General features: G+C 60.7%; 23 protein-coding genes. 15 read left to right on the top strand and 8 right to left on the bottom strand.

The genetic code is table 11. The features are described from left to right. Positions 1-10: 10 nt before the first annotated feature. From IMCC21224_RS23090 to IMCC21224_RS23115, 6 genes are all read right to left on the bottom strand, one after another. Positions 11-568: an isoprenylcysteine carboxylmethyltransferase family protein gene (locus tag IMCC21224_RS23090; RefSeq protein ID WP_047997965.1), complete on the bottom strand. Its 558-nt coding sequence runs from the start codon at positions 566-568 to the stop codon at positions 11-13. Next, complete coding sequence (locus IMCC21224_RS23095; protein WP_047997966.1) at positions 561-1,469, bottom strand: cation diffusion facilitator family transporter; 909 nt, start codon at positions 1,467-1,469, stop codon at positions 561-563. The genes IMCC21224_RS23090 and IMCC21224_RS23095 overlap by 8 nt, the downstream gene beginning before the upstream one ends. Continuing rightward, a complete protein-coding gene (locus IMCC21224_RS23100; protein WP_047997967.1) occupies positions 1,459-2,229 on the bottom strand; it encodes a transglutaminase family protein in 771 nt (256 codons plus the stop codon). The genes IMCC21224_RS23095 and IMCC21224_RS23100 overlap by 11 nt, the downstream gene beginning before the upstream one ends. A gap of 86 nt (positions 2,230-2,315) precedes the next feature. Beyond that, positions 2,316-2,933 carry a cation transporter gene (locus IMCC21224_RS23105; protein WP_047997968.1) on the bottom strand — a complete coding sequence of 206 codons (618 nt, stop codon included), beginning with the start codon at positions 2,931-2,933 and terminating at the stop codon, positions 2,316-2,318. Positions 2,934-3,046: 113 nt separating this feature from the next. Beyond that, the gene (locus IMCC21224_RS23110) at positions 3,047-3,403 is read right to left on the bottom strand and encodes a YnfA family protein (protein ID WP_047997969.1); all 357 of its coding nucleotides are present in this window, start codon (positions 3,401-3,403) and stop codon (positions 3,047-3,049) included. After that, positions 3,370-3,798, bottom strand: a complete 429-nt coding sequence (locus IMCC21224_RS23115; RefSeq protein ID WP_024099356.1) for a helix-turn-helix domain-containing protein — start codon at positions 3,796-3,798, stop codon at positions 3,370-3,372. The genes IMCC21224_RS23110 and IMCC21224_RS23115 overlap by 34 nt, the downstream gene beginning before the upstream one ends. A gap of 178 nt (positions 3,799-3,976) precedes the next feature. Between IMCC21224_RS23115 and IMCC21224_RS23120 the strand changes: the two genes are divergently transcribed. The 11 genes from IMCC21224_RS23120 (at position 3,977) to IMCC21224_RS28315 (ending at position 11,613) form a co-directional block, all read left to right on the top strand. Beyond that, positions 3,977-4,585, top strand: coding sequence for an SCO family protein (locus IMCC21224_RS23120; protein WP_053079181.1), 609 nt, complete (start codon positions 3,977-3,979; stop codon positions 4,583-4,585). After that, complete coding sequence (locus IMCC21224_RS23125) at positions 4,582-5,025, top strand: disulfide bond formation protein B (RefSeq protein ID WP_047997970.1); 444 nt, start codon at positions 4,582-4,584, stop codon at positions 5,023-5,025. The genes IMCC21224_RS23120 and IMCC21224_RS23125 overlap by 4 nt, the downstream gene beginning before the upstream one ends. Next, positions 5,022-5,684 (top strand): thioredoxin domain-containing protein, encoded by a 663-nt coding sequence (locus IMCC21224_RS23130; RefSeq protein ID WP_047997971.1) that lies wholly within the window; start codon positions 5,022-5,024, stop codon positions 5,682-5,684. The genes IMCC21224_RS23125 and IMCC21224_RS23130 overlap by 4 nt, the downstream gene beginning before the upstream one ends. A 70-nt stretch (positions 5,685-5,754) precedes the next feature. Beyond that, positions 5,755-6,186, top strand: coding sequence for a copper chaperone PCu(A)C (locus IMCC21224_RS23135; RefSeq protein WP_043939878.1), 432 nt, complete (start codon positions 5,755-5,757; stop codon positions 6,184-6,186). A gap of 8 nt (positions 6,187-6,194) precedes the next feature. Next, positions 6,195-6,818, top strand: a complete 624-nt coding sequence (locus IMCC21224_RS23140; RefSeq protein WP_047997972.1) for an SCO family protein — start codon at positions 6,195-6,197, stop codon at positions 6,816-6,818. Then, complete coding sequence (locus IMCC21224_RS23145; RefSeq protein ID WP_047997973.1) at positions 6,815-8,164, top strand: M23 family metallopeptidase; 1,350 nt, start codon at positions 6,815-6,817, stop codon at positions 8,162-8,164. The genes IMCC21224_RS23140 and IMCC21224_RS23145 overlap by 4 nt, the downstream gene beginning before the upstream one ends. A 20-nt stretch (positions 8,165-8,184) precedes the next feature. Beyond that, positions 8,185-8,637, top strand: coding sequence for a DUF411 domain-containing protein (locus IMCC21224_RS23150; RefSeq protein ID WP_047997974.1), 453 nt, complete (start codon positions 8,185-8,187; stop codon positions 8,635-8,637). 67 nt (positions 8,638-8,704) lie between these two features. Beyond that, positions 8,705-9,430, top strand: a complete 726-nt coding sequence (locus tag IMCC21224_RS23155; protein ID WP_043939879.1) for a ZIP family metal transporter — start codon at positions 8,705-8,707, stop codon at positions 9,428-9,430. Between the two features lie 3 nt (positions 9,431-9,433). Then, a complete protein-coding gene (gene lspA, locus IMCC21224_RS23160) occupies positions 9,434-9,910 on the top strand; it encodes a signal peptidase II (protein WP_047997975.1) in 477 nt (158 codons plus the stop codon). A 6-nt stretch (positions 9,911-9,916) separates the two neighbouring features. Beyond that, on the top strand, positions 9,917-11,452 hold the full coding sequence (lnt, locus tag IMCC21224_RS23165; protein WP_053079182.1) for an apolipoprotein N-acyltransferase: 1,536 nt from the start codon (positions 9,917-9,919) through the stop codon (positions 11,450-11,452). After that, a complete protein-coding gene (locus tag IMCC21224_RS28315) occupies positions 11,449-11,613 on the top strand; it encodes a hypothetical protein (protein ID WP_047997977.1) in 165 nt (54 codons plus the stop codon). Before lnt ends, IMCC21224_RS28315 begins: the two co-directional genes overlap by 4 nt. 25 nt (positions 11,614-11,638) lie before the next feature. On the opposite strand, the gene IMCC21224_RS23175 is transcribed toward IMCC21224_RS28315, so the two are convergent. Both IMCC21224_RS23175 and IMCC21224_RS23180 read right to left on the bottom strand, forming a co-directional pair. After that, positions 11,639-12,139 carry a murein L,D-transpeptidase family protein gene (locus IMCC21224_RS23175; RefSeq protein WP_047998128.1) on the bottom strand — a complete coding sequence of 167 codons (501 nt, stop codon included), beginning with the start codon at positions 12,137-12,139 and terminating at the stop codon, positions 11,639-11,641. Positions 12,140-12,200: 61 nt separating this feature from the next. Continuing rightward, entirely contained in the window at positions 12,201-14,552 is a 2,352-nt protein-coding gene (locus IMCC21224_RS23180; protein ID WP_231582198.1) for a cation-translocating P-type ATPase, read from the bottom strand. 216 nt (positions 14,553-14,768) lie between these two features. Here IMCC21224_RS23180 and IMCC21224_RS23185 point away from each other — a divergent pair, with 216 nt between their 5' ends. From IMCC21224_RS23185 to IMCC21224_RS23200, 4 genes are all read left to right on the top strand, one after another. Then, positions 14,769-17,096: a heavy metal translocating P-type ATPase gene (locus IMCC21224_RS23185; RefSeq protein WP_047997978.1), complete on the top strand. Its 2,328-nt coding sequence runs from the start codon at positions 14,769-14,771 to the stop codon at positions 17,094-17,096. 526 nt (positions 17,097-17,622) lie between these two features. Then, a complete protein-coding gene (locus IMCC21224_RS23190; protein WP_007120878.1) occupies positions 17,623-18,021 on the top strand; it encodes a FixH family protein in 399 nt (132 codons plus the stop codon). Then, positions 18,018-19,454 carry an efflux RND transporter periplasmic adaptor subunit gene (locus tag IMCC21224_RS23195; RefSeq protein ID WP_047997979.1) on the top strand — a complete coding sequence of 479 codons (1,437 nt, stop codon included), beginning with the start codon at positions 18,018-18,020 and terminating at the stop codon, positions 19,452-19,454. The genes IMCC21224_RS23190 and IMCC21224_RS23195 overlap by 4 nt, the downstream gene beginning before the upstream one ends. Beyond that, positions 19,451-22,600 (top strand): efflux RND transporter permease subunit, encoded by a 3,150-nt coding sequence (locus IMCC21224_RS23200; RefSeq protein ID WP_047997980.1) that lies wholly within the window; start codon positions 19,451-19,453, stop codon positions 22,598-22,600. Before IMCC21224_RS23195 ends, IMCC21224_RS23200 begins: the two co-directional genes overlap by 4 nt. Positions 22,601-22,641 lie beyond the last annotated feature (41 nt).

Genomic DNA, 22,641 nt, shown 5'->3' on the forward strand with positions numbered 1-22,641 from the left:
CCTTATGCTGTCAGAGAAACCTGCGGGTTGTGCGGAGGTAGGCTCGGTAAGCGTCCCCGTAGCGATCAATCAACCAGCGCTCTTCAGCGAAGGGCGCGAGTGCCAATGCAGTAACGCCGGTGATAATCACTGGCCACGCGAGGATCGAGGCGGAGAGCAGTCCGATCCCGATGAGGATCGCCATGTCAGCCACATACTGAGGATTGCGGGAGAACCGGTAAAGGCCACGGGTCCGCAGAACGCCTTCATCACCACTCGTCGCCGCCATCCCAAGTTGCATCACACCGGACCAGACAACGGCATTGCCCAGAACGATCAGACAAAGCCCTAGACCCCAACGTATGATCCATGGGAAGTCGAGCTCACCCCATTCTAGCAGAGCCAAAACGATGGCAGATCCGAAGCCGACGCACGTAAGTCCCCAGACGACAATCTTGTGGGCTCCTGTAGAGTGAATCGGCGGCCAGACACGTCGCTCCGGTTGGAACATGGACCAGAGTATACCCGCGACCAGCAACAGATTGGCCGCACAACCCAGCACGAGAACCACGGTTTTGAGGTCACCCATGACCATACCTGTCGGCGTCCCGATGTTTGGTTGCTGAGCGTTCAAACTCCAGCGTTGAGTGGTCGATCCCGAATTCCTCGTCGAGGCGGGTCTTGATTGCCGTCTTGATGTTTTCGAGGTCATCCCAGCGGTCCTCGGCGATTACGACGTGGGTATCGAGCGCCGCACGATGCTCCTGCATCTGCCAGAAATGTGCGTTATGAACTTCCTCGACTCCGTCCACGTCCTCCACGGCCGCGATAACCTTGTCCGTGTCGATATCGGGCGGGCTTCCCAACATCAGGGTGCGGATCGGGCCACCGATCTCGCTGAAGGCGAGCCAGAGGATATAGGCGGCAATCCCGATGGTGATCGCCGGATCAACCCAGCGGACATCGTAGAGAAGGATTAGAACGCCACCGACGATCACGGCCACAGACGCCAGCGCATCGCTGAGGTTGTGGAGGAACAGCGCCCGGATGTTCACGCTGCCTTTCTGCATCGAATAGGTCAGCCACGCGGTGAGGGTATCGATGAACAGCGCCACACTGCCCAGGATAACCACGGTCCAACCCGCGACTTCGGGCGGATCAACAAACCGCATCGCGCCCTCATAGACCAGATAAAGGCCGATGATGATCAGCGAGGTATAATTGATAAGCGCGGCGACGATCTCGACCCTGCCATATCCGAAGGTCATTTTCGCATCGGCCGGGCGGCGCGCGATCTTGCGCGCGCCGAATGCGATGACGAGCGACGCCATGTCGGAGAAGTTGTGGATGGCATCCGCGATCAGCGCGAGGCTGCCGGATAGTATCCCGCCGACAATCTGCGCGACCGTCAGGAGGCCGTTTGCCCAGATGGCAATGGCAACCCGCCGGTCGCCTTCTTTAGGCTCCATATGGGCATGATCATGCGGCACGAGAAGCCTCCTCATGGCCGTGGTTTGGCCGGCTCAGCCCTAGAACGCTTGGCAAACGACCAGCGCGGATCGCCCTGACGCGGGCATTCATCCAATGGCGAATGAGGTGCCGATAGATGCAGTCGCGCAGGGGGCCAAACGCCTGACGATGGTGCTCATAAAACATGTCAGGATTATCGAATGTTCCAAAATCGCGGGCGATGCCGGTCTTCTGGATATATGTACTCTCCCCCGTCCATCCGACTGGCGGTGCGCTCAAGCAGTCGGTCCCGGCACCGTAGCCGCATAGGGACCGTGTCTCGGGAAACGACCGCTGCAGGGCCAACAGGAAGGGTGTGTCGAGGATGAAGCCCTCAAGATCGACCCATCCTGCCTCGGTCTCGACCTCGATCCATGAGTGGAGGATTTCTGCGGGTGCGATCGGATAGATCAGTTCAGGCACGACGCCCCGTTGCAACGCTTTGTGGATTGTGAAGCCGTGCAAGCGGCATCTTACGCCGACAGCGCGTAGAAGCGCCATCAGCAGCGTTCCCTTCGTGTTGCATTGTCCATACCTGTCGTCGAGTACTTCAGAGGCAGGAATGTCGTCGGCGCGGTTATAGCCAAAGTCGATCTCGTTTCGCACGAAGTCGTAGATTGCACCAATTCGATCATGCAACGGCAAGGTTCCCCACCCCCGGTCGGCGATCAGAGCGGCAAGTGAAGGATGCCTGAAATCCAAGAGTGGCGTCGACGAAAGCAGCGGGTCAACAGGGGTCATGAGCGTTTCCTAGAATCAACTATACAGAGATGATAGTTTCTACAGTCACTGTAGCTTCAACCTTTATCTTGTCGCGACGCGAGAGACTATTCTGGTTGGTGATTGTGAACTGCCTTGTGATGCTCGTCATGCGCGTCCCGCAGGATGCCTATGCCGCCCCACGCCGCGATGCCAGCCACCGCGACCCCGACAACGAGGTCGGGCCAGTTGCTGCCCAACCACCAAACGAGACTGCCCGCGATCAGGATGCCGCCGTTCGATGCGAAATCGTTGAGGCTGAAGGTGTTGGCGGCCCGGATGTTCACGTCCGGTTCCTTCAGTCGCCCGAGCAGCCAGATGCAGGCGAGGTTGACGACCGCAGCTATCAGCGACATTGCGATCATCAGAGTTCCGAGCGGTTCGGAACCGCCGACATAGCGCCGCCAAGCGTCAATCAGAATGCCAACCGCAAAGATCAGAAGCAATCCGCCGGATACGTTCGCGGCACCCCGCTTCCACTTCGACGACCGGGACAAGGCCAGAAGGCTGATGCCATAGACGAGGCTGTCGGATGTGTTGTCGAGACCATTGGCGATCAGGGCGCTGGAATCGCCGATAGCTCCCGTGGCGAAGAACCCCGCAGCGATTGCGAGATTGAGACCGAGAACAATCCAGAGCGTCTGGCGCTCTTTTTCATTCTTCCCGCTGAATTCGCTTTCGACCATCGAACTGGCAAACCTTCCGATTTCTAAGAAAGGGGGCAGAAACGCCCTCTTCGGATGCAGCTGTCAATAAGATATATAGAACCTCTAGCGACTGTAGATCCAAAATAGCTTATTTACGTCCCTCTGGGCACCGAAAGAATAATCGCGGCACCGATCAAACAGATGGACGTCCCTATGAAGTCCCATCTGTCAGGTCGCTCGCCCTCGGCGAACCACATCCAGAGCATGGAGGCCCCGATGTAGATGCCGCCATAGGCTGCGAAAGCGCGGCCCGCTGCGCTGGTTTCGACCTGCGCCAGCAACCAGCCGAAAAGCGCGAGCGCGATTATGCCGGGTGCGAGCCAGAGCGGTGATGCCCCAAGACGCCACCACGCCCAGATGGCGAAACACCCGCTGATCTCCGCGACAGCAGCCAGCGGATAGGCAATTGCGGCGTTCAAGCCCCAATCTCGTCGTGCTCGGTGAGACATTCCGCATGGTCTCGAAGGACCTCCAGAACCTTGCACTCCGCAACGCTGTCACCGTCGCACTCGGCGACCATGCGTTTTAATTCCTTCTTAAGCGCTTGCAGACGCTTGATCCGCTGTTCGACTTGGTGGAGTTGCCGACGCGCGATCGAATCCGCCTCCGCGCAGGATTGGGACGGGTTGTCCGAGAGGTCCAGCAGCTCCCGGATGGAGTCGAGCGAAAATCCGAGCTGGCGTGAGTGCCGGATGAAAGCCAGCCGGTCGAGGTCCTTTTCAAAGTACCGGCGCTGGCCGCCTGCGGTCCTTCCGGCCTCGTTCATCAAACCGATTTCTTCGTAGTAGCGGATCGTCTGAACCTTGGTTCCGGTTCTCCGCGAGAGTGTTCCAATTGCCAGCATGTGCGATCCTTCAATCTACAAAGACTGTAGCTTACTGAAGAGCCAACTCCATTGAAAAGACAAAGGTTTCACTTTGGTGTGACTTCGGACAACAAAAAGTAACTTTTCGCTTGAACCTCTATCTGCTGTAGCTTGTATCCCGCGCACAGACAAATTGAACAGGTGGGTAGCGCAAGCAATGAAGAAGGTCCGGATAGTTCTCTGGTCGGCAGTGGTTATCGCTGCGGCGGTGTCAGCCACGCTTTGGATGACTGAACGCAATCAGGGACCGGTCGCCGCGCGTGTTGATCCTGAGGCCGAGAGTTTCACTGCGGATTTTGAGCTGACGGACCATACCGGTATGGTGCAGACCGACGAGGATTTCCGAGGGCGCTGGATGCTCGTCTTTTTCGGATTTGCGAACTGCCCCGACGTGTGTCCCATGGGGCTCGCAACCATCGCGCAGGTCATGGACGAGCTCGGCACCCAAGGTTCCGCCGTCCAGCCCCTGTTCATCACGGTCGACCCTGAAAGGGATACGCCAAGCGCTCTGGCCAACTACGTTCCCCAGTTTGGTCAGGGAATCCTTGGGTTGAGCGGACCGCCGGACCAAATCGAACGCACTGCCGAGACCTTCAAGATCTACTACCAGAAGATCGAGGAAGCCTCGGCGCCCGACGGCTATACGATGGGGCATACGTCGTCCTTCCTTCTCTTCGATCCGGAAGGCGAATTTGTCCGCATCTACGAATACGACGAGGAACCCAGACTGATCGTTACTGATCTTCGCGAAAGGATCGGCGCGTGACAGCTGGCCCAGACGCAACGCCACGCGCCGCGAGCCCGGTAGCTTTCCTCTTCGCGGCATGGTTCGTCGCCTTGTCCGCGTCGCTTGCCGTGCTCTTCATCGGAGAGGTTCTGGGGCAGACCCCCTGCAATCTGTGCTGGTTCCAGCGTGCCTTCATGTTCCCGCTCGCGGTCATCCTCGGGGTGGCGGCTTGGCGCGCCGACCTCTCGATCTGGCGCTATGCCGCGCCGCTCGCGGTTCTGGGTGGTGCCGTCGCCCTTTACCATTCCCTGCTTTACGCAGGGATCGTGCCGGCGCCGATCGTCCCCTGCACGGCGTCCGGGCCATCCTGCACCGATGACGCGATGCTGATCCTTGGCCTGCCAATCCCTCTGCTCTCCCTGCTGACCTTCGGGGCGATCCTTGCCCTTCTCATTCAACTTCGACGGATATCAATATGAACCGACAGACTCTTCTGCTCGCGATACTCACTCTGGTACTGGCCGTTTTCGTGGCTGGTGCCTGGTTCGTATCGCGCCCCGATCCGACCCCGGTGGCGACAGCCGCTCCGCTGGAACAACAGGATCGTCTTGTTCGGTCCTATTCTCCCATACTCGGGCGCGAGGATGCGCCAGTGACCATCGTGGAGTTCTTCGACCCAGCCTGCGAGGCCTGCCGCGCCTTCCATCCCATCGTGAAGCAGATACTGGCGCAATACCCCGACGATGTGCGCGTCGTCATGCGCTACACGCCGTTCCACGGCGATGGGTCCGAGCTGGCAATCAAGGTGCTGGAAGCGGCTCGGTTGCAGGACGTTTTTGTTCCCGTGCTGGAAGCGCTGCTTGAAAATCAGCCCGCCTGGGCCTCTCACGGCGCTCCGGCAGCTGAGCGCATCATGGAGATCGCCGGAGCGGCGGGCTTGGACACAGACGCCGCCGCAAATCAGATCATGTCACCCAGCATCGTCGGCGTCCTCAATCAAGACCGGGCAGACGTCGAAGCTGTCGGAATCCAAGGCACACCGACGTTCTTCGTCAACGGTAAGCCTTTGCCAGAGTTCGGTGCGGAGCAGCTCTTGTCGCTCGTCCAAGCCGAAGTCGAGGCTGCGGCAACAAACTAGAACGAACAGGAGACCCAACGTGTTCAAAACCTTCGCAAAGGCAATCCAGAGCCTGTCTGTCGCTCTTCTGATGGGCTTGCCAATGGCATCCTCAGCGCAGCAGTTGTCAGAGAACGCATCGATTGTGGTCGAGAGCCCCTGGGCGCGCGCGAGCCTTGGAATGTCGCGGCCCGGCGGGGCCTATCTGACCGTTCGGAACGAGGGCAGCGATCAGATCTCCCTTATCGGTCTTCGCGCGGAGATCTCCGGCATGGCTTCGATCCACGAAACCAGAACCAATTCTGACGGCGTCAGCAGCATGGCTCCGGCGGACGATATCGTGATCCCGCCCGGGGGTATGTTCGCCCTTGAACCCGGCGGATATCACGCCATGCTGATGCAACTGCAATCTCCGCTCGTCGAGGGGGAGACCTTTCCGCTGACCCTGCTTTTTTCCGATGGAACAGAGCTTGAAATCACCGTCCCGGTCCTTGGCATCGGCGCACGCGGCCCCGAAGGCTGATCCGGCTGATGATGAGTGTAGCCAAAATCGCAGCGATCGGCGTGGCGGCAGTCTTTGCCGCCCTATTCGTCGGCTGGTGGCAGGTCGATGGACCTGGCGCTGATCCCGTTCCGGGCAAGCGGCCCGTGCCGCTAACGACGATGGATTTCAGACTGACCAATCAGGATGGTCGGGATGTCGGCCCGGAAACCCTCATCGGCGAGCCGAGTCTGGTCTTCTTCGGATTCACCTACTGCCCCGACGTTTGCCCGACGACCCTCTCGGACATATCCGGATGGCTCGACGAGCTTGGGCCGGACGCCGAAGACCTGAATACCGTTTTCATCACCGTAGATCCGGACCGCGACACGGTCGAGACCATGGCCGAGTATGTCTCGTATTTCCATCCGCAGATTCAAGGATGGACGGGCTCGCCAGACCAGATCGCGGCCTTCGCCGAAGGTTTCCGTGCCACCTATGAGAAGGTTGAGGGCGAAAACGGCGAATATACGATGAACCACACGGCGGGTGTTTTCCTGTTCGGTGCGACAGGCCGCTTCGTCACCACCATCGACTATCACGAACCACGCGAATTCGCCGTGCCGAAGATAAGGCGCGCGATGCAGAACAGAACCGAGGGGGCAGAATCTTGAAACTGAGACATATCGTTCTGGGAACGACAATGGCCGCGGCAGCGGTCAGCACGATAGCGAGCCGGGCTTTGATCCTGGAGGCGCCGCCCGAGTACATCTTTTCCGAGGCTCCGGAAGCCTTGGACAGTCCACCCGAACCTCTCGATGGACCAGGCGTCAACGCATCTGGCGAGACGATGCCGAATATGCTTCCGGCCGCTTTTCAGCCGCCTGAGTTTCCCGCACTCGAACGGGCCGAGCCAGATAATCTGATGGCGCTTGTTCAGGCCCTCGCCACGCCGCCTTGGGAGGCGACGGTCGAGGCGGGTGACACATTGGACGTGCTTCTCTCTCTCGCGGACATGGATGCGCAAACACGGACCGAAGTCGCACTGGCACTGACGGTTGAATACGACCTGCGCCGCCTTCGACCGGGCCATCGTCTCAGCGTCGACTTTCGCCCGGACGGCACGCCATCCGTTGTGACGTTGGCTGTCGATGACGGCGTGCGGATCGAAGTCACCCTGGACGACACCATTGCGAGTCGGACGGTAACGCCGAGCGCGTTGACAGTCGAGCGTGCGAGCCAGTTGCTGGTGAACGGGTCGATCTACGCTTCGCTGGATCGAGCAGGCGTCCCGGCCCGTTTTGCCGTCGATCTCGCACAAATCCTCGGGGAAACGGTCGACTTTCGCAGGGATCTTCAAGGCGGAGAGACCCTGAATATCCTTTGGGGTCAGACCGTCCTTCGCGATGGTTCAGAGGTCGGTCAACCGTCAATCTCCTATGCGGCCCTCGATCTGGCCGACGACCGCTTCGAAATCCTCTGGTCAGCCGAAGACAGCGGGCGGGCAACGGTCTATTTGAATGGTGAAATCCTGCGGACGGTCGCGCCGCCGGTGGAAGGCGCACGACTGTCGTCGGTCTTCGGGCAGCGCAAGCATCCGATCTATGGCAGTATGCGGATGCACACAGGTGTCGATTATGCCGCCGCTGCGGGGACACCGATTGCAGCGACCGCACCCGGACGGGTCTCCTTCATCGGATGGCGGAGCGGATATGGCCGGGTGGTCGAGATCGCGCACGGGTCAGACACAATGACCCGCTATGCGCACCTCAGCGCTGTGCCGGAGGGTCTGGCCGTCGGAAACCGCGTGGTCGCGGGCGAAACGATTGGCCAGGTCGGTGAGACAGGCACGGCGACAGCTCCGAACCTTCACTACGAAGTGCGCGTGGACGGCCGACCTATCGATCCGCTCGGGGAGGAATTGCTCGCCTCTGCGGAAAATTTCGACACTGCGGATGCCACTGAAATCCTTGAAGAGACGCGCACACGGTTCGCGACCTTTCTTCGCGAAGACACATGACTGATTTGAAAGGAATTCCGATGAAAAACAGGTTTCAAACCTTGGCCGCTGCGACCCTCATGATTGCTGCCGCGACGGCAGTGACCGCGCAGACCGCTATCCACGTCGGAAAGACGCGCGGCTGCGGTTGTTGCCTTGCCTGGATGGAAAAGCTGTCCGAGGCCGGGTTCGCTCCTGAAGGTGAGAATATGGGCGGCGCGCTGATCCGTCTGAAGATGGATAGGGGTATCCCTGTCGACATGTTCTCGTGCCACACGGCGACTGTCGAAGGCTACACCATCGAGGGCCACGTTCCGCCAGCCGACATCGCCCGGCTGCTTGAGGAACGTCCCGACGCCATCGGTCTTGCCGTGCCCGGCATGCCCATCGGCTCGCCCGGCATGGATTTCGGCGACGATGCCGAAGCCTACGACGTCTTTCTGGTGAAACCGGACGGCACTACCGAAGTCTTCTCGTCCTATCCGGCGAGCTGAAGTGGAGCAGGTCGCAACACTTTCGCCTGTCGCACTCGGCTTTCTGGGCAGTCTCGCCGCCGGTCTGATGACCGCCGTCGGAGCGACGCCCGTCCTTTTGGGCAAGACCCCCTCGCGCAAATGGCGCGATATCTCGCTCGGTTTTGCTGCTGGGGTCATGCTTGCCGCATCGTTCTTCTCGCTCATCATCCCCGCCCTCGACGCGGCAGAGGGGCGATACGGAGACGGTGCGATACCTGCACTGATCGTCTGCATCGCAATCCTGATGGGCATGGGTGCGGTCGCCCTGATGAACGAAATGATACCGCACGAGCATTTCAGCAGCGGTCGTGAGGGCCCGGAGGCCGTCTCGCTACGACGTGTGTGGCTCTTCATCATTGCCATCACGATCCACAATGCGCCGGAGGGTTTGGCCGTCGGCGTTGCGTTCGGAGCTGATGGTTTTACAGGCGGATTTCCCGTCGCTCTCGGGATCGGATTGCAGAATGCGCCTGAAGGGCTGGCTGTTGCAGTCGCCCTACTGGGCGAGCGATACTCGGCGGGCCGTGCGTTCGGCATCGCAGCACTGACTGGTTTGGTCGAACCCGTCACGGGCTTTCTTGGTGCCGCGGTGATCGTCGTGGCGCAGCCTCTCTTGCCCTGGGGTCTGGCTTTTGCGGCGGGCGCGATGCTCTATGTCATCAGCCACGAGATCATCCCGGAAACCCATCGCAGCGGCCACCAGAAGCAGGCGACGACCGGGCTCGCGATCGGCCTCGTCGTCATGCTGTTCCTAGATGTCTGGTTGGGGTGATTCATGGCAATTCGCTCCATTGGCATTTGCACAGCTGTCCCGGCGCTCGCCGCCGATCAGGCATCGAAGGCGTTCGTGCTCGCGAATGCGGAAACGCTCGCCCCCGGCGTCGCTGTGTTCCCCGGCTTCAACCTGATCTTCCACCGCAACTACGGCGTGACCTTCGGGTTCTTTCAGAATGTGCCGTGGTGGCTCCTTGCATTGGTCGCCACCACCATCGTCCTGTTTCTTGCCGTCTCGCTAATCCGGGCAACGCGGGCAGCCGAGGCGGTTGCCTACGGCATGGTGATCGGCGGCGCTCTTGGGAATATCGTCGATCGTCTTCGCTTTGAAGGGGTGACCGATTTTCTGGATTTCTATCTCGGAACGGCGCATTGGCCAGCGTTCAACCTCGCGGATGTCTTCGTGGTCTGCGGCGTCGGGATTTTGCTGATCTTCTCGGGGCGCGAAAAGGTCGCTGCGTCCGAAACCTCAAGATAGATCTCGGTGATTTCAATCGGCATCACTGTTCTCCGCATTTCCGGAATGTCAGGTATCATCCTCACATTCTGTGCATTCGGCCTCGGCGCTTTGGCGGTTCTCGCTCTGCCACCATTCTCGATGCCGGTGCTTTTGCCCGTCGCGTTTGGCGCGCTGTATCTGCTCACGGTCGGAGAGAGCCGCATGCGGGCCGGACTTGCCGGATGGGCGTTCGGCGTTGGCTTCTTCCTGTTCGGATTGTCCTGGATCGCGGAGAGCTTTTTCGTCGACGCGGAGCGGTTCGCCTGGATGGCCGTTCCTGCGGTGGCTGGACTGGCCGCCGGCCTTGCGCTGTTCCCGGCGGCGGCAATGGCAGCGTTCGCATGGAGCAGGACGAAAGGTGTCTCCGGCGCATTGATCTTCGCGGTCTGCTGGTCGGTTTCGGAATGGCTGCGCGGCACCATGCTGACAGGCTTCCCCTGGAACCTGATCGCCTACACGTGGGCCGACTACGATATTCCACGCCAAATGGCCGCATGGGTTGGCAGCTACGGACTGGGCCTCCTCACAGTTCTGCTGTCGGTCCTGCCCGTAACGCTCCTCATGCGGAATCGTTGGCAAAATGCGTTCGCCACATTTGTTTTCATGTCGGTGGTGGCGGGTGCCGGAACCCTGGGCACGGTTCGCCTTATGGCCACCACACCGCCAACAGACACAACCGTCAGGATCGTTCAGGGAAACATTCCTCAGACGGAGAAATGGGACCCCGCGTTCCGCGAACGGAACATATCCCGCTATCTGGATCTGTCCGCGCAGTCTGGCAGGTTCGACGTCCTTCTTTGGCCCGAAAGCGCATTTCCCGGCTATCTCGACGAGGATCCTGAAATGTTGGGTCGAATTGCCGAACGTCTGCCTGAGGGCCGCGTTCTTCTGACCGGTGCACAGACGCGCGAGTCGGACGGCACTGGCACACGCTACAGAAATTCGATCCTCGCAGTCGATCAGACCGGACAGATCGTCACGCGATACGCCAAGCATCACCTCGTGCCGTTCGGGGAATACGTTCCCCTGCGGAGTTTTCTTCCGATCCAGCGATTGACCGCAGGGCTTGGGGACTTCACGCCCGGTACCGGCCCCCAGACCGTTGAGCTACCCGGTTTATCTCCGGTCGGCCTTTCGATCTGCTACGAGGCCATTTTTCCGGGACGTGTCGTAGACGCCGCTTCGCGTCCGGACTGGATATTCAACGCCACCAATGACGCTTGGTTCGGTGCGTCTCTCGGTCCCCGGCAACATCTGGCCTCTGCCAGGATGCGCGCGGTCGAAGAGGGGCTGCCTTTGGTTCGCGCGGCCAACACGGGCATTTCAGCAGTTATCGATGGGTACGGCCGGATCGTCGCCCGCCTCGGGCTCGATGAGACCGGCGTGCTGGACGCCCGCTTGCCAGTTGCGCTCCCGGCCACGCCATTCGCGAAATACGGGCAGATGATGTTCCTGCTCGTTTTGGCAGCGTGCATCGCGGGTGCCATTGGGGTGACTATTGGAAAGGAAAAGGCACCATGATCGTGATCTTCGGAGCATTGGTCGGCGCCGCATGGGGCGGATATCTCGCCAAGAAGCGTGGCGGCAACAGGCTGGACATCGCCCAGTACGCGGCAAGTTCCGCGATCGCATTCGGACTCCTGGCGTTGTTCGCCTCGATCGTTCTTGCACGGGTTCTATGAACCGCCGTCCAAGGCCGGATAGGCGCTAGGCGAATATGTCGATCGGCGTCCCGTCCCGCACCATCGCGTAGATATCCTCAATTTCGCGGTCCGACACCGCGATGCAACCCGCCGTCCAGTCTGGCTTGATCGCGTCGATCCCGGGTCGTGGCCCGCCATGGATGAAAATGTCGCCGCCTGGCTCACGGCCCTGTGCAGCGGCGAAGGCGATATCGGCCTCGTTCGGATAAGAGATTCCGATGGAGAGATGGAACAGACTGTCGGGATTGCGTCGGTCGACGGTATAAGCCCCTTCGGGCGTTTTCCCGTCACCCTCGAACTGCTTGGGCCCCTCGGGCGCGAAACCGAGGTCTATCCTGTAGGCTTTCAGGACCGAGGTATTGTTGAACAGGAACAGGTTCCGGTCACCTTTGAACATCTGCAACCGGGTGACCTCGGGCCCATCGTAGGTTCGGAATTTGCTGGCGCACCCTGCAAGGCCAAGTGCAAGTCCGCCCAAGAGTGCCGTTCGTCGTGTCGTTTTCATCATGTCGTCCGCTCGATCTTTTTACCTGTCCACTCATATCGGTATCGGTATGCTTGATCAATCAATGGCCGTGCGCCAGGGCTCCCTGCGCCATCTTCTCTCCCACTTTCTCTCCCCCGGACCCGTCTGGCCGGTCCTTCTTGGCCCGGAGCAGCCTGAGCGCGTTGGCGACAACCAGCAGCGAAACGCCGACATCCGCAGCGATGGCACCCCACATTGTTGCCATGCCGAACGCTGTCAGCCCGACGAACAGCGCCTTCGTCGCAAGCGCAATAGCGATGTTCTGATGGATGACGTTCATGGTGCGGCGGGAATGGCCTATCAGCCATGGCACCTTGGCGATGTCGTCCGTCATCAGGGCGATATCGGCGGTCTCAATGGCGGCATCCGATCCGACCGCACCCATGGCGATGGCGAAATGCGCCCGCGCCATGGCAGGTGCGTCATTCACACCATCTCCGATCATTGCCACGACATCGTAACTGGCAACCAGTTCTTCGATTGCCGCCACCTTGTCTTCTGGCAGCAGTTCTGCGCGAACCTCATCGATGCCGACTTCCGCCGCCACGGCGCGCGCCGTGCGTTCATTGTCGCCGGTCAGCATGATGATCTTTTGCACGCCTTGGGCATGCAGACGCGCCACGACCCCCTTCGCATCCGGGCGGATACGGTCGCGCAGTTCGATCAGGCCCAGCAGGCGGCTTCCGGAGCCTACGGCCACGAGTGTGCTGCCAGCCCCTTCGATCCGTTCCAGCAGGTCGCGGGGGATCGCTTCGCCAAGCCCCTTCTCGGTCGCAAATCGATCCGAACCGAGCCAGACGGGCTGACCCTCCCAGGTTCCCTCGACACCGCGGCCCGGCACCGTTTGGGTGTCGGTAGCCGCCGACTGCTTCAGCCCATCGCGTTCGCCGCGCACCAGGATGGCCCGCGCGAGAGGATGCGAAGAGCGGGCTTCCAGCGCGACAGCGGCGCTCAGAAGGTCGCGCTCGGCCGTGCCGCCCAAGGGATGCAGACCCGCGACCTCCGGTTCTCCCATGGTGATCGTCCCGGTCTTGTCCATTGCCAGAGCTGTCAGGCGTGACGGCGCCTCCACATAGGCACCGCCCTTGATCAGCACGCCATTGCGTGCCGAGGCCGCGAGCGAAGCGACGATGGAGACCGGCGTAGAAATCACGAGCGCACAGGGGCAAGCGATTACCAGGAGAACCAGTGCATTGTAGAACCAATAATTCCATGCCCCCGCGAACAGCAGCGGTGGAACGACGGCGATTAGAACCGCCAGCACCATGACAATAGGCGTGTAGATGCGGGCGAACTTTGTGACCCACTGTTCAACCTCGGCGCGGCGCGAATGAGCGTCGCCTACCATACGGATGATTTTCGAGAGCACGGTATCGCCTGCGGCCTTGGTGGCCCTGACCGTCAGTGTGCCGTCGCCGTTGATCGTTCCGGCATACACTTCATCGCCAGTTTCCTTTGCCACAAGAGCACTTTCCCCGGTAATCGGAGCCTGATCAACATCGCCGCGACCCTCGGTCACCTCTCCGTCGAGCGGGATACGGTCTCCGCCGCGCACCACGAAGCGGTCACCGATCGCAACCTGAGCCGCAGGAACATCGGTCTCCGATCCGTCGTCACGAATGACGCGCGCCGTGGGTGGTGCTAGGTCCAACAGGGCCGAGACCGCGTTGCGCGCACGCCCCACGCTCCAGGATTCGAGAGCGAGGGACAGAGCAAAGAAGAATGCGACCGTTGCCGCCTCGAAAAACTCGCCCAGACCGATCGCCCCGGCCACGGCGACGATCATCAGCAAATTCATGTCAGGCGAAAATCTACGCGCGGCGGACCATGCTTTGGGGGCGACCAGCCAGGCTCCGAACACCACCGCCAGCATGAACAGCCCCATCTCGACCAGAGGCATAGACGTCTCGCCATGACCGGAGAAGAGCCGCAGCGCGCCGCCCGCCCCCGTCTCGACGATGTGGTAAAGGAACCCCGCGGCCCAGAAGCCGCCGCTGAGCCCGGTGAAGAGGCGTTGACGTGCGAAATGGGCCGCCTGGTCCGCTTCGGCGCTTTCAGCATCCCACATCTTCGCGCTCATCCCAGTCGACCCGACGATCTTGATGATCTTATCGTCGCTGAGCGGTTTGGCGCTTTTGAGGATGGTCATGCGCCCGTTGATCACATCGAAGGCCAGATGCTCGCTGCCGCCGACTTCCGGCCCGACGACCTTGTTCAGGATCGCGACCTCTTCCGCACAATCCAGCCCGTTAACGCGAAAACTGCGTCCGGAGGATGGTGGAGGTGCTGCCACCTGCGCGGTGTCTTCGGCCGTCTGGCCGCAGCAAGCCTTTGTGTCTTTGCGATCATCCTGATGACCGTGCGGATGCGTGTCTGGACCGTGGTGGGACATGGGAAACCTCTGAGAATAAGCGTTGAGCCAAAGATAGGAGCTTCAGTTGCTAGAGGTTCAAGAAGTTTCTTGGGATGTTCTGTGCTTAAGGCCATCACAATCAGCACTGTACCTCCTCTGAACTGTTCGGGCGCGACAGCGAGGCGATTGGACTTGACCTTCCATCTACGGGAAGCACTATTTGCGGACCCAGTGTAGTTTTTGAAAGGCTGGGAAATGGATCAGATAGTAGGCAAGGATGCGTCAGAGCGGTCGTCGGATCATGCCGTGGATCCGGTGTGCGGCATGTCCGTCACAATTTCTCCGGACGCACGCCGTGCAGACTATGACGGTGAAATTTTCTATTTCTGCTCCGACAGGTGCCACACCAAGTTCAAGGCTGATCCAGTTTACTACGCCTCTGGCAAGGCATCGGATCGTCGCATGACCTCACAAGCAGGCGCGCAGTATACATGCCCGATGCACCCTGAAATCGTACGTGATGAACCCGGATCTTGCCCGATCTGTGGCATGGCGCTTGAACCGATGTTACCGTCGGATGAACCCAGTGAGGAACTGACCGACTTCACCCGCCGCATGTGGATCAGTGCCGCCGCGGCCGTTCCCCTGGTCATCCTAACCATGGGTGAGTTGGTCGGTCTGCCCGTCCGAGACTGGATCGGGCATCAACTGGCGACCTATGTCGAGTTCGCGTTGGCGACACCAATCGTCCTATGGGCGGCGAAACCCTTCTTCGAGCGGGGATGGGCGTCGATCGTGAACCGCTCGCCCAACATGTGGACACTGATCTCCATCGGTGTCGGTGCGGCCTACATCTATTCGCTGGTGGCTACGTTCCTTCCGGGCGTGTTTCCGGAGGTCTACCGGATGGGCGCGGGGGTCGGCACCTACTTTGAGGCCGCCGTTGTCATCATCACCCTGATTTTTGTTGGGCAGGTTCTGGAGCTGAGGGCGCGGGAACGGACCGGCGATGCCATTCGGGCACTACTCGACCTGGCCCCGAAAACTGCGCGACGTATCCTGCCCGACGGCACAGAGTATGACGCGCCGCTGGAAAACATCGTTGAGGGGGATCGTCTGCGGGTCCGCCCAGGCGACGCGATCCCCGTCGACGCCACGGTCATGGACGGTACGTCGTCCATCGACGAGAGCATGATCACCGGCGAACCCCTGCCGGTCGAAAAAGGTCCCGGCGATACCGTCACCGGCGGCACGATCAACAAGAACGGATCCCTTGTCATCGAGGCCGCGCGCGTGGGTGCCGACACGATGCTGAGCCAGATCGTCGAGATGGTTTCGAACGCGCGTAGGTCCCGCGCGCCGATTCAGGGTCTTGCCGACAAGGTCTCATCCTACTTCGTGCCGACCGTTGTCCTGATCGCGCTGCTCGCATTCGTCGCGTGGCTGAGCTTCGGACCCGAACCTGCTCTGGTCTTTGCCATTGCCTCGGCGGTGTCGGTGCTGATCATCGCCTGCCCCTGTGCTCTGGGTCTGGCGACCCCGATTTCGATCACGACGGCCGCGGGGCGCGGTGCACAGGCGGGTGTGCTGATCAAGGACGCCGAAGCTCTGGAACGCATGGCCAAGGTCGATACGCTGATCGTGGACAAGACGGGTACCCTGACCGAGGGGAAGCCGAAGCTGACCGATGTGGCCGCTCTGGGCGACGAAAGCGAGGAAACCATTCTAACCCTAGCTGCCGCCCTGGAAAAAGGCTCGGAGCACCCGTTGGCGGAGGCCATCGTGGAGGGTGCGATGGAGAAGGGCATCAAGGTCGGCAATGCCGAAAACTTCGAGGCGGTGACCGGAAAAGGCGTGCGCGGAACTGTCTTGGGGCGGGCTGTCGCACTTGGAAATACCGCAATGATGCGCGACATGTCTCTCGACACATCTACGGCGGAGGAAGCGGCAGATGTTCTACGGGCCGAGGGTAAGACCGCCATGTTCGTAGCCATTGAAGGTAAGCTGTCCGGCATCGTCGCAGTGGCCGACCCGATCAAGGAGTCGACTGCCGAAGCCATCAAGGTACTGCACGAGGCAGGTCTGCGGATCATCATGGCGACAGGTGACAACGAACGCACCGCCAGCGCCGTGGCGCAGCGGCTTGGAATCGACGAGGTTCGGGCCGGCGTTCTGCCGGAAGATAAGAAGGCGCTGGTCGACGAGCTGCACGCCGAAGGCAGAAAGGTCGCGATGGCGGGTGATGGTGTCAACGACGCGCCAGCCCTGGCCGCAGCGGACGTCGGCCTTGCCATGGGTACGGGCGCGGACGTGGCGGTTGAAAGTGCGGGCATCACGCTGTTGCGCGGGGATCTGAACGGCATCGTCAAGGCGCGGACACTGGCGGTGGCGACGATCCGCAACATTCGCCAGAACCTGTTCTGGGCGTTTGCCTATAACACGCTCGGTGTTCCAATCGCGGCAGGGGTCCTCTACCCGGTCTTCGGCCTATTAATGTCACCAATGATCGCCGCAGCCGCGATGAGCCTTTCTTCAGTCTCGGTCATCGCAAACGCTCTCAGGCTGAGGCGATTGAAGCTTTAGCGGGTCCGCGTTTTGAACGTGAAGTAGGTCAATTATCCATTTCAGCAAAACGTGTATTGCTGGTCTGTCAGAAATCCAACATAGCTGACCGATGATACTCAAAACGCGCCTTTTTGTGCTTACTCTTTTGATTGGCGTTGTTCTGGCGCAAATCAGTCATGCGTCCATTTCAAGCGTGGATTCAGGGTCTTCGATGGTCATGCAAAGCGATTGCTGTCCAGATGACTGCCCGGACATGCCGGAATGCGATGCTGCTTGCATTTCGACGATGCAATGTCGGGTAGCCCCGATTGTGCTGGGGCTGGAACGAGCAACTCTAGCGAGCTTGCCGAGCCCCGGAAACGCAGAGTTCTCACGGGCCGAGGCGGCAGCGCACCGACAACATGCGGACATTGAGCTTCAAAGACCGCCCAAGGCATGACGGGTCAGGTGTCTTTCGCACCAAAATCCACGCGCCGATGTAACGTATAGACTCAGGGTCGATACGATGGCTGGCGTTCCCGTTGCCCGTCAAAATAGGCGTATCATGCTCCGTTATATCCCCACCTTTCTTGCGACCCTCGTGGTTGCGACCCAGCTCTCCGTGCCGATAGCACAGGCGGCTGCATCTGATTACAACCTTGTTCTCGTCGAAACGACCTATCCCTTCGGAGACGGCGCGGTTCTGGAGCTTCGTCTGATTGATACCCGCACCAATGCGCCCGTCGAAGGCGCCGTCATCTTTGCCACAAGGCTGGATATGGAGCCGGACGGCATGGAGACGATGACTTCGACGGTCTTGGCGTTGCCCGGCGAAGAGCCGGGTCTCTATCGCTTTTCCGCCGATCTGACGATGGACGGAAACTGGCGGTTTTCCGTTGCGGCCAAGGTGCAGGGCGAACCTGAAACTGTTCAGGCGCAAATCGTGCTCGAGGTGCTGCCATGAGCGTCTTTGGCAAATTGGTGCTTATCGGCGTGGTTGGCGGCGCGGCTGGATGGGCGGGCCTCGCGGCAGGCGTCAAGGGTTGGACGCCTGCTATGCTGGCAAATGTGGCGCAGACGCAATTCACCGCGCGGATGGGACGGCAAGCTGAAGCAATGCCAGCCGCAACCCGAACGCCGACAGGCCCGGTCATCTACTACCGACACCCTGACGGTCTCGCCGAATGGTCCGCCGCGTCGACCGAGACTGCCGATGGAAAGTCCTTTTTGCCGGTCCTGGCGAACGAAGACGTATCGTTTGATCCAGAGGCGATCACGCCTCTAGAGGCAGAGAGTGGCGAACGAACCCTACTCTACTACCGCCACCCGATGGGCCTGCCTGATACGTCGCCGGTGCCAAAGCTGGATTCCATGGGGATGGACTACCTGCCCGTCTATGCCGACGAGGTAAGCGATGCCGGATCAGTGACCGTATCGCCCGGCAAGCTGCAACGCACGGGCGTGCGTACGTCAATTGCAGTGTTTGATCCCATGGCAACAACAGTGCGTGCGCCGGGGATCGTCGCGCTGGACGACCGTAGAGTCAGCGTCATTTCATTGCGTGCGGATGCGTTCATCGAAGAAGTTGAGGATGTAACGACCGGATCAATCGTTGAAGCGGGCGAACCGCTGGCGATGCTCTATTCCCCAGAGGTCGTCGCCGCTGCGGCGCAATATGTTTCCGATCTTCGGGGCGGTGAAGGGAGGGTCGAAGGCAGCCGCCAAAGGCTGGCAAATCTGGGCGTCCCAGCAGCCGTCATCGACAAGATCGCGGCGGAAAGGCGTACGCCGGTGCAAATCACTCTGATGGCACCGCGGTCGGGCGTGGTACTCGAACGGATGGCCGTCGAAGGCATGATGTCAGAGGCTGGAGAAACGCTGTTTCGTATTGCCGATACATCGGTTGTCTGGGTCATGGCGGACGTGCCGGAATCTGCGCTCGCGGGCCTTTCGGATGGAAACGCTGCGACGATCACCTTCCCAGGCCTGCCGGGCGAGACCTTCAGCGGCTTGATCGACAAGATATACCCTGAAGTCGATATGCAGACCCGGACTGCACGCGTCCGCATCGATCTGTCCAACCCCGAGGGTCGCTTGCTGGTCAACATGTTCGCGGATGTGGTTTTGGCGACGGGCGACGGTGCGCCCGTGGTGCAGGTGCCGGAAACGGCGGTGATCGACACCGGCGATCGCCAGGTGGTGATCCGCGATATGGGAGAGGGGAAATTTGTGCCGCAGGATGTGGTGCTGGGGCGGCAGGCCGCCGGGATGGTGGAAGTCCGCGAAGGTATTGCCGAGGGCGACCGGATCGTCACCACCTCGACCTTTCTGATCGACGCGGAGAGCAACCTGAACGCAGCCCTGGCTGCGCTGACCGCCCCGGAGGCAGTCGAATGATCGCGCGTGTCATCGAATGGTCCGCCCGCAACCTTGTTCTGGTGTTCTTTGCCACGGCCCTGATCATCGCCGCAGGGGTCTGGTCACTGCGCAACTTGCCGATCGACGCTATTCCCGACCTGTCTGACGTGCAGGTGATCGTGCTGACCGATTATCCGGGCCAGGCTCCGCAGGTCGTCGAGGATCAGGTCACCTATCCGCTGACTTCGGCGATGCTGACGGTGCCGCGATCCCGCGTCGTGCGGGGGTTTTCGTTCTTCGGCATTTCCTTTGTCTACATTATCTTCGAGGACGGCGTAGACCCCTATTGGGCACGGTCTCGCGTTCTGGAATACCTGAACGCCGCGGCAGCCCGCCTGCCGGACGGCGTGACGCCCACGCTCGGTCCCGATGCGACCGGGGTCGGATGGGTTTACCAATACGCGATCACCGGAGAAAATCTGTCGCTGGCCGAATTGCGGTCGTTGCAGGATTGGGTCGTCCGCTTTGGTGCAAGCCGTGCCGAGGGCGTGTCCGAAGTGGCCAGCGTCGGCGGCTTCGTCAAGCAATACTCGGTCACGGTGGATCCGGTGCGGATGCGGGCGCAGGGGTTCACGCTGTCCGACATCGGCAAGGCCATCTCTGAAAGCAACATGGACACCGGCGGGCGCACGGTAGAGCTTTCCGAGTTCGAATTCATGGTACGCGGACGGGGCTATCTGTCGGGGACCGAGGATATCGGCAACATCACCCTGCGCAGTATCGGCGGCGTCCCGATCAGCCTGCGCGACGTGGCGCGGGTCGAAATCGTCCCCAATGAACGCCGCGGCATCGCCGAGTTGAACGGTGAGGGCGAGGTGGCCAGCGGCATCGTGCTGCAACGGGTGGGCGCCAATGCACTGGACGTGATCGAAAACGCCAAGTCAGAACTGGATGTGGTTGCTCAAAGCCTGCCGGACGGGGTCGACATCGTGCCGGTCTATGACAGGTCCAACCTGATCCTGTCGGCAATAGAGACGCTGAAAACAACGCTTCTCGAAGAAAGTCTCGTTGTGGCCGGGGTCACGATCATTTTTCTGTTGCACGTCCGGTCGGCCCTCGTAGCGATCATCATGCTGCCTATCGGATTGCTCATGGCTTTCACCGCGATGAAATTCCTCGGGATCGGGGCCAATATCATGAGCCTCGGCGGCATTGCCATCGCCATCGGCGCAATGATCGACGCCGCCATCGTGATGATCGAGAACGCGCACAAGCATCTGGAACGTGCTGCCCCCGACAAGCCCCGCATCGAGGTGCTGATCGAAGCCGCAAGCGAGGTCGGCCCGGCACTGTTCTTCAGCCTGCTGATCATCACCGTATCGTTCCTGCCGATCTTTGCACTGGAAGGACAGGAGGGACGCATGTTCGGCCCGCTGGCCTATACCAAGACGTTTTCGATGGCGGCGGCGGCGTTCCTGTCGGTGACGCTGGTGCCTGCGCTGATGGTGGTCTTCGTGCGCGGCCGGATCATCCCTGAACACAGGAATCCGGTGAATCGGGCACTCATCGCCGTTTACCGCCCAATCATCCGCGCCGTGCTGAAGGCCAAAAGTCTCACGATCATAGTGGCTCTCGCCGCACTGGTGGTCACGATCTGGCCCGCGCGGCAGTTGGGGTCAGAGTTCATGCCCGTCCTGAACGAGGGCACGCTGATGTATATGCCGACCACTTTGCCCGGTCTGTCAGTCACCAAGGCCGCCGAGTTGATGCAGACGCAAGACCGCATCATCAAGACCTTTCCCGAGGTCCTGACCGTCTTCGGCAAGGCGGGCCGCGCCCTGACCGCGACCGATCCCGCGCCGACCGAGATGTTTGAGACGATCATCCAGCTCCGCCCGGAAGACGAATGGCGGCCCGGTGTGACGACCGAAAGCCTGCGGCAGGAAATGGATGCCGCCCTGCAATTTCCCGGCGTATCGAACGCTTGGACTATGCCGATCCGCGCCCGGATCGACATGCTGTCCACCGGTATCCGCACGCCGGTCGGTATCAAGGTTTATGGCACGAGTCTGACCGAGATGGAGAAAGTGGCTCGTGAGGTCGAAGCCGTGGTACGCACGGTGCCGGGAACGACCAGCGCCTATGCCGAACGGGTGATCGGCGGCTATTACCTCGACATCACCCCAGACCGTACAGTGCTTGGCCGCTACGGTCTGTCGGTGCAGGATGTGCAAGAGGTAATCGGCATGGCGTTGGGGGCCAAGGCCATCACGCAGACCGTCGAGGGGCGCGAGCGCTACGACGTCGCAGTGCGCTATCCGGCGACACTGCGGTCTGATCCGGAGACGATTGGGCGCGAGGTTCAGGTTGCACTACCGGGCGGTGGCACCATTCCGCTGGGGGACGTGGCCACCATTGAACGCACCCGCGGAGCTACGTCGATCCGCACCGAGAACGGACAGCTTGCCGTATATATCTTTGTCGATATCGTCGGACGCGATCTGGGCGGCTATGTGGCCGAAGCTCAGGCGGCGGTCGCGGCCTCCGTCACTCTGCCACCCGGCTATTCTTTGGGCTGGAGCGGTCAGTTCGAATACCTTGAACGCGCGAAACAGCGGCTGGCCACTGTTGTGCCGCTGACGCTGGCGCTGATCTTTCTGCTGCTTTACCTAAACTTCCGCCGCCTGACGGAAACCTTGATCGTGATGCTGTCGCTGCCTTTCGCTCTGGTCGGTGGCATTTGGCTCATGTGGTTCATGGGCTTCAACATGTCGGTTGCGGTGGCCGTCGGGTTTATCGCGCTGGCCGGGGTGGCGGCTGAAACCGGAGTGATCATGTTGATCTATCTCGATCAGGCGTTGAATGAAGCGCGTGCCCGCGCGGGCGACAGGGACCTGACCCGCGACGAGCTCCACGCCGCGATCATGGTGGGTGCAGTAGACCGCGTGCGCCCCAAGATGATGACAGTTGTCGCAATCATGGCCGGCCTGATGCCGATCCTTTGGGCGCATGGCACCGGGTCCGAGATCATGCAGCGCATCGCAGTGCCCATGATCGGGGGAATGGTGTCGTCAACCTTGCTGACCCTGATCGTCATTCCGGCGGTTTATGCCATCATCAAAGGGTGGAGCCTGAAGCAAGCCGGTACAGTGCCTGATTTGGCCCTCGGGCGGGCCGCAGAATAAGGGCAACGGCGTCAAGCAAGCAATAGGATATTGAGATGTAT

The sequence above is a fragment of the Puniceibacterium sp. IMCC21224 genome (assembly GCF_001038505.1).
In the GTDB taxonomy this organism is placed as follows: Bacteria; Pseudomonadota; Alphaproteobacteria; order Rhodobacterales; family Rhodobacteraceae; genus Puniceibacterium.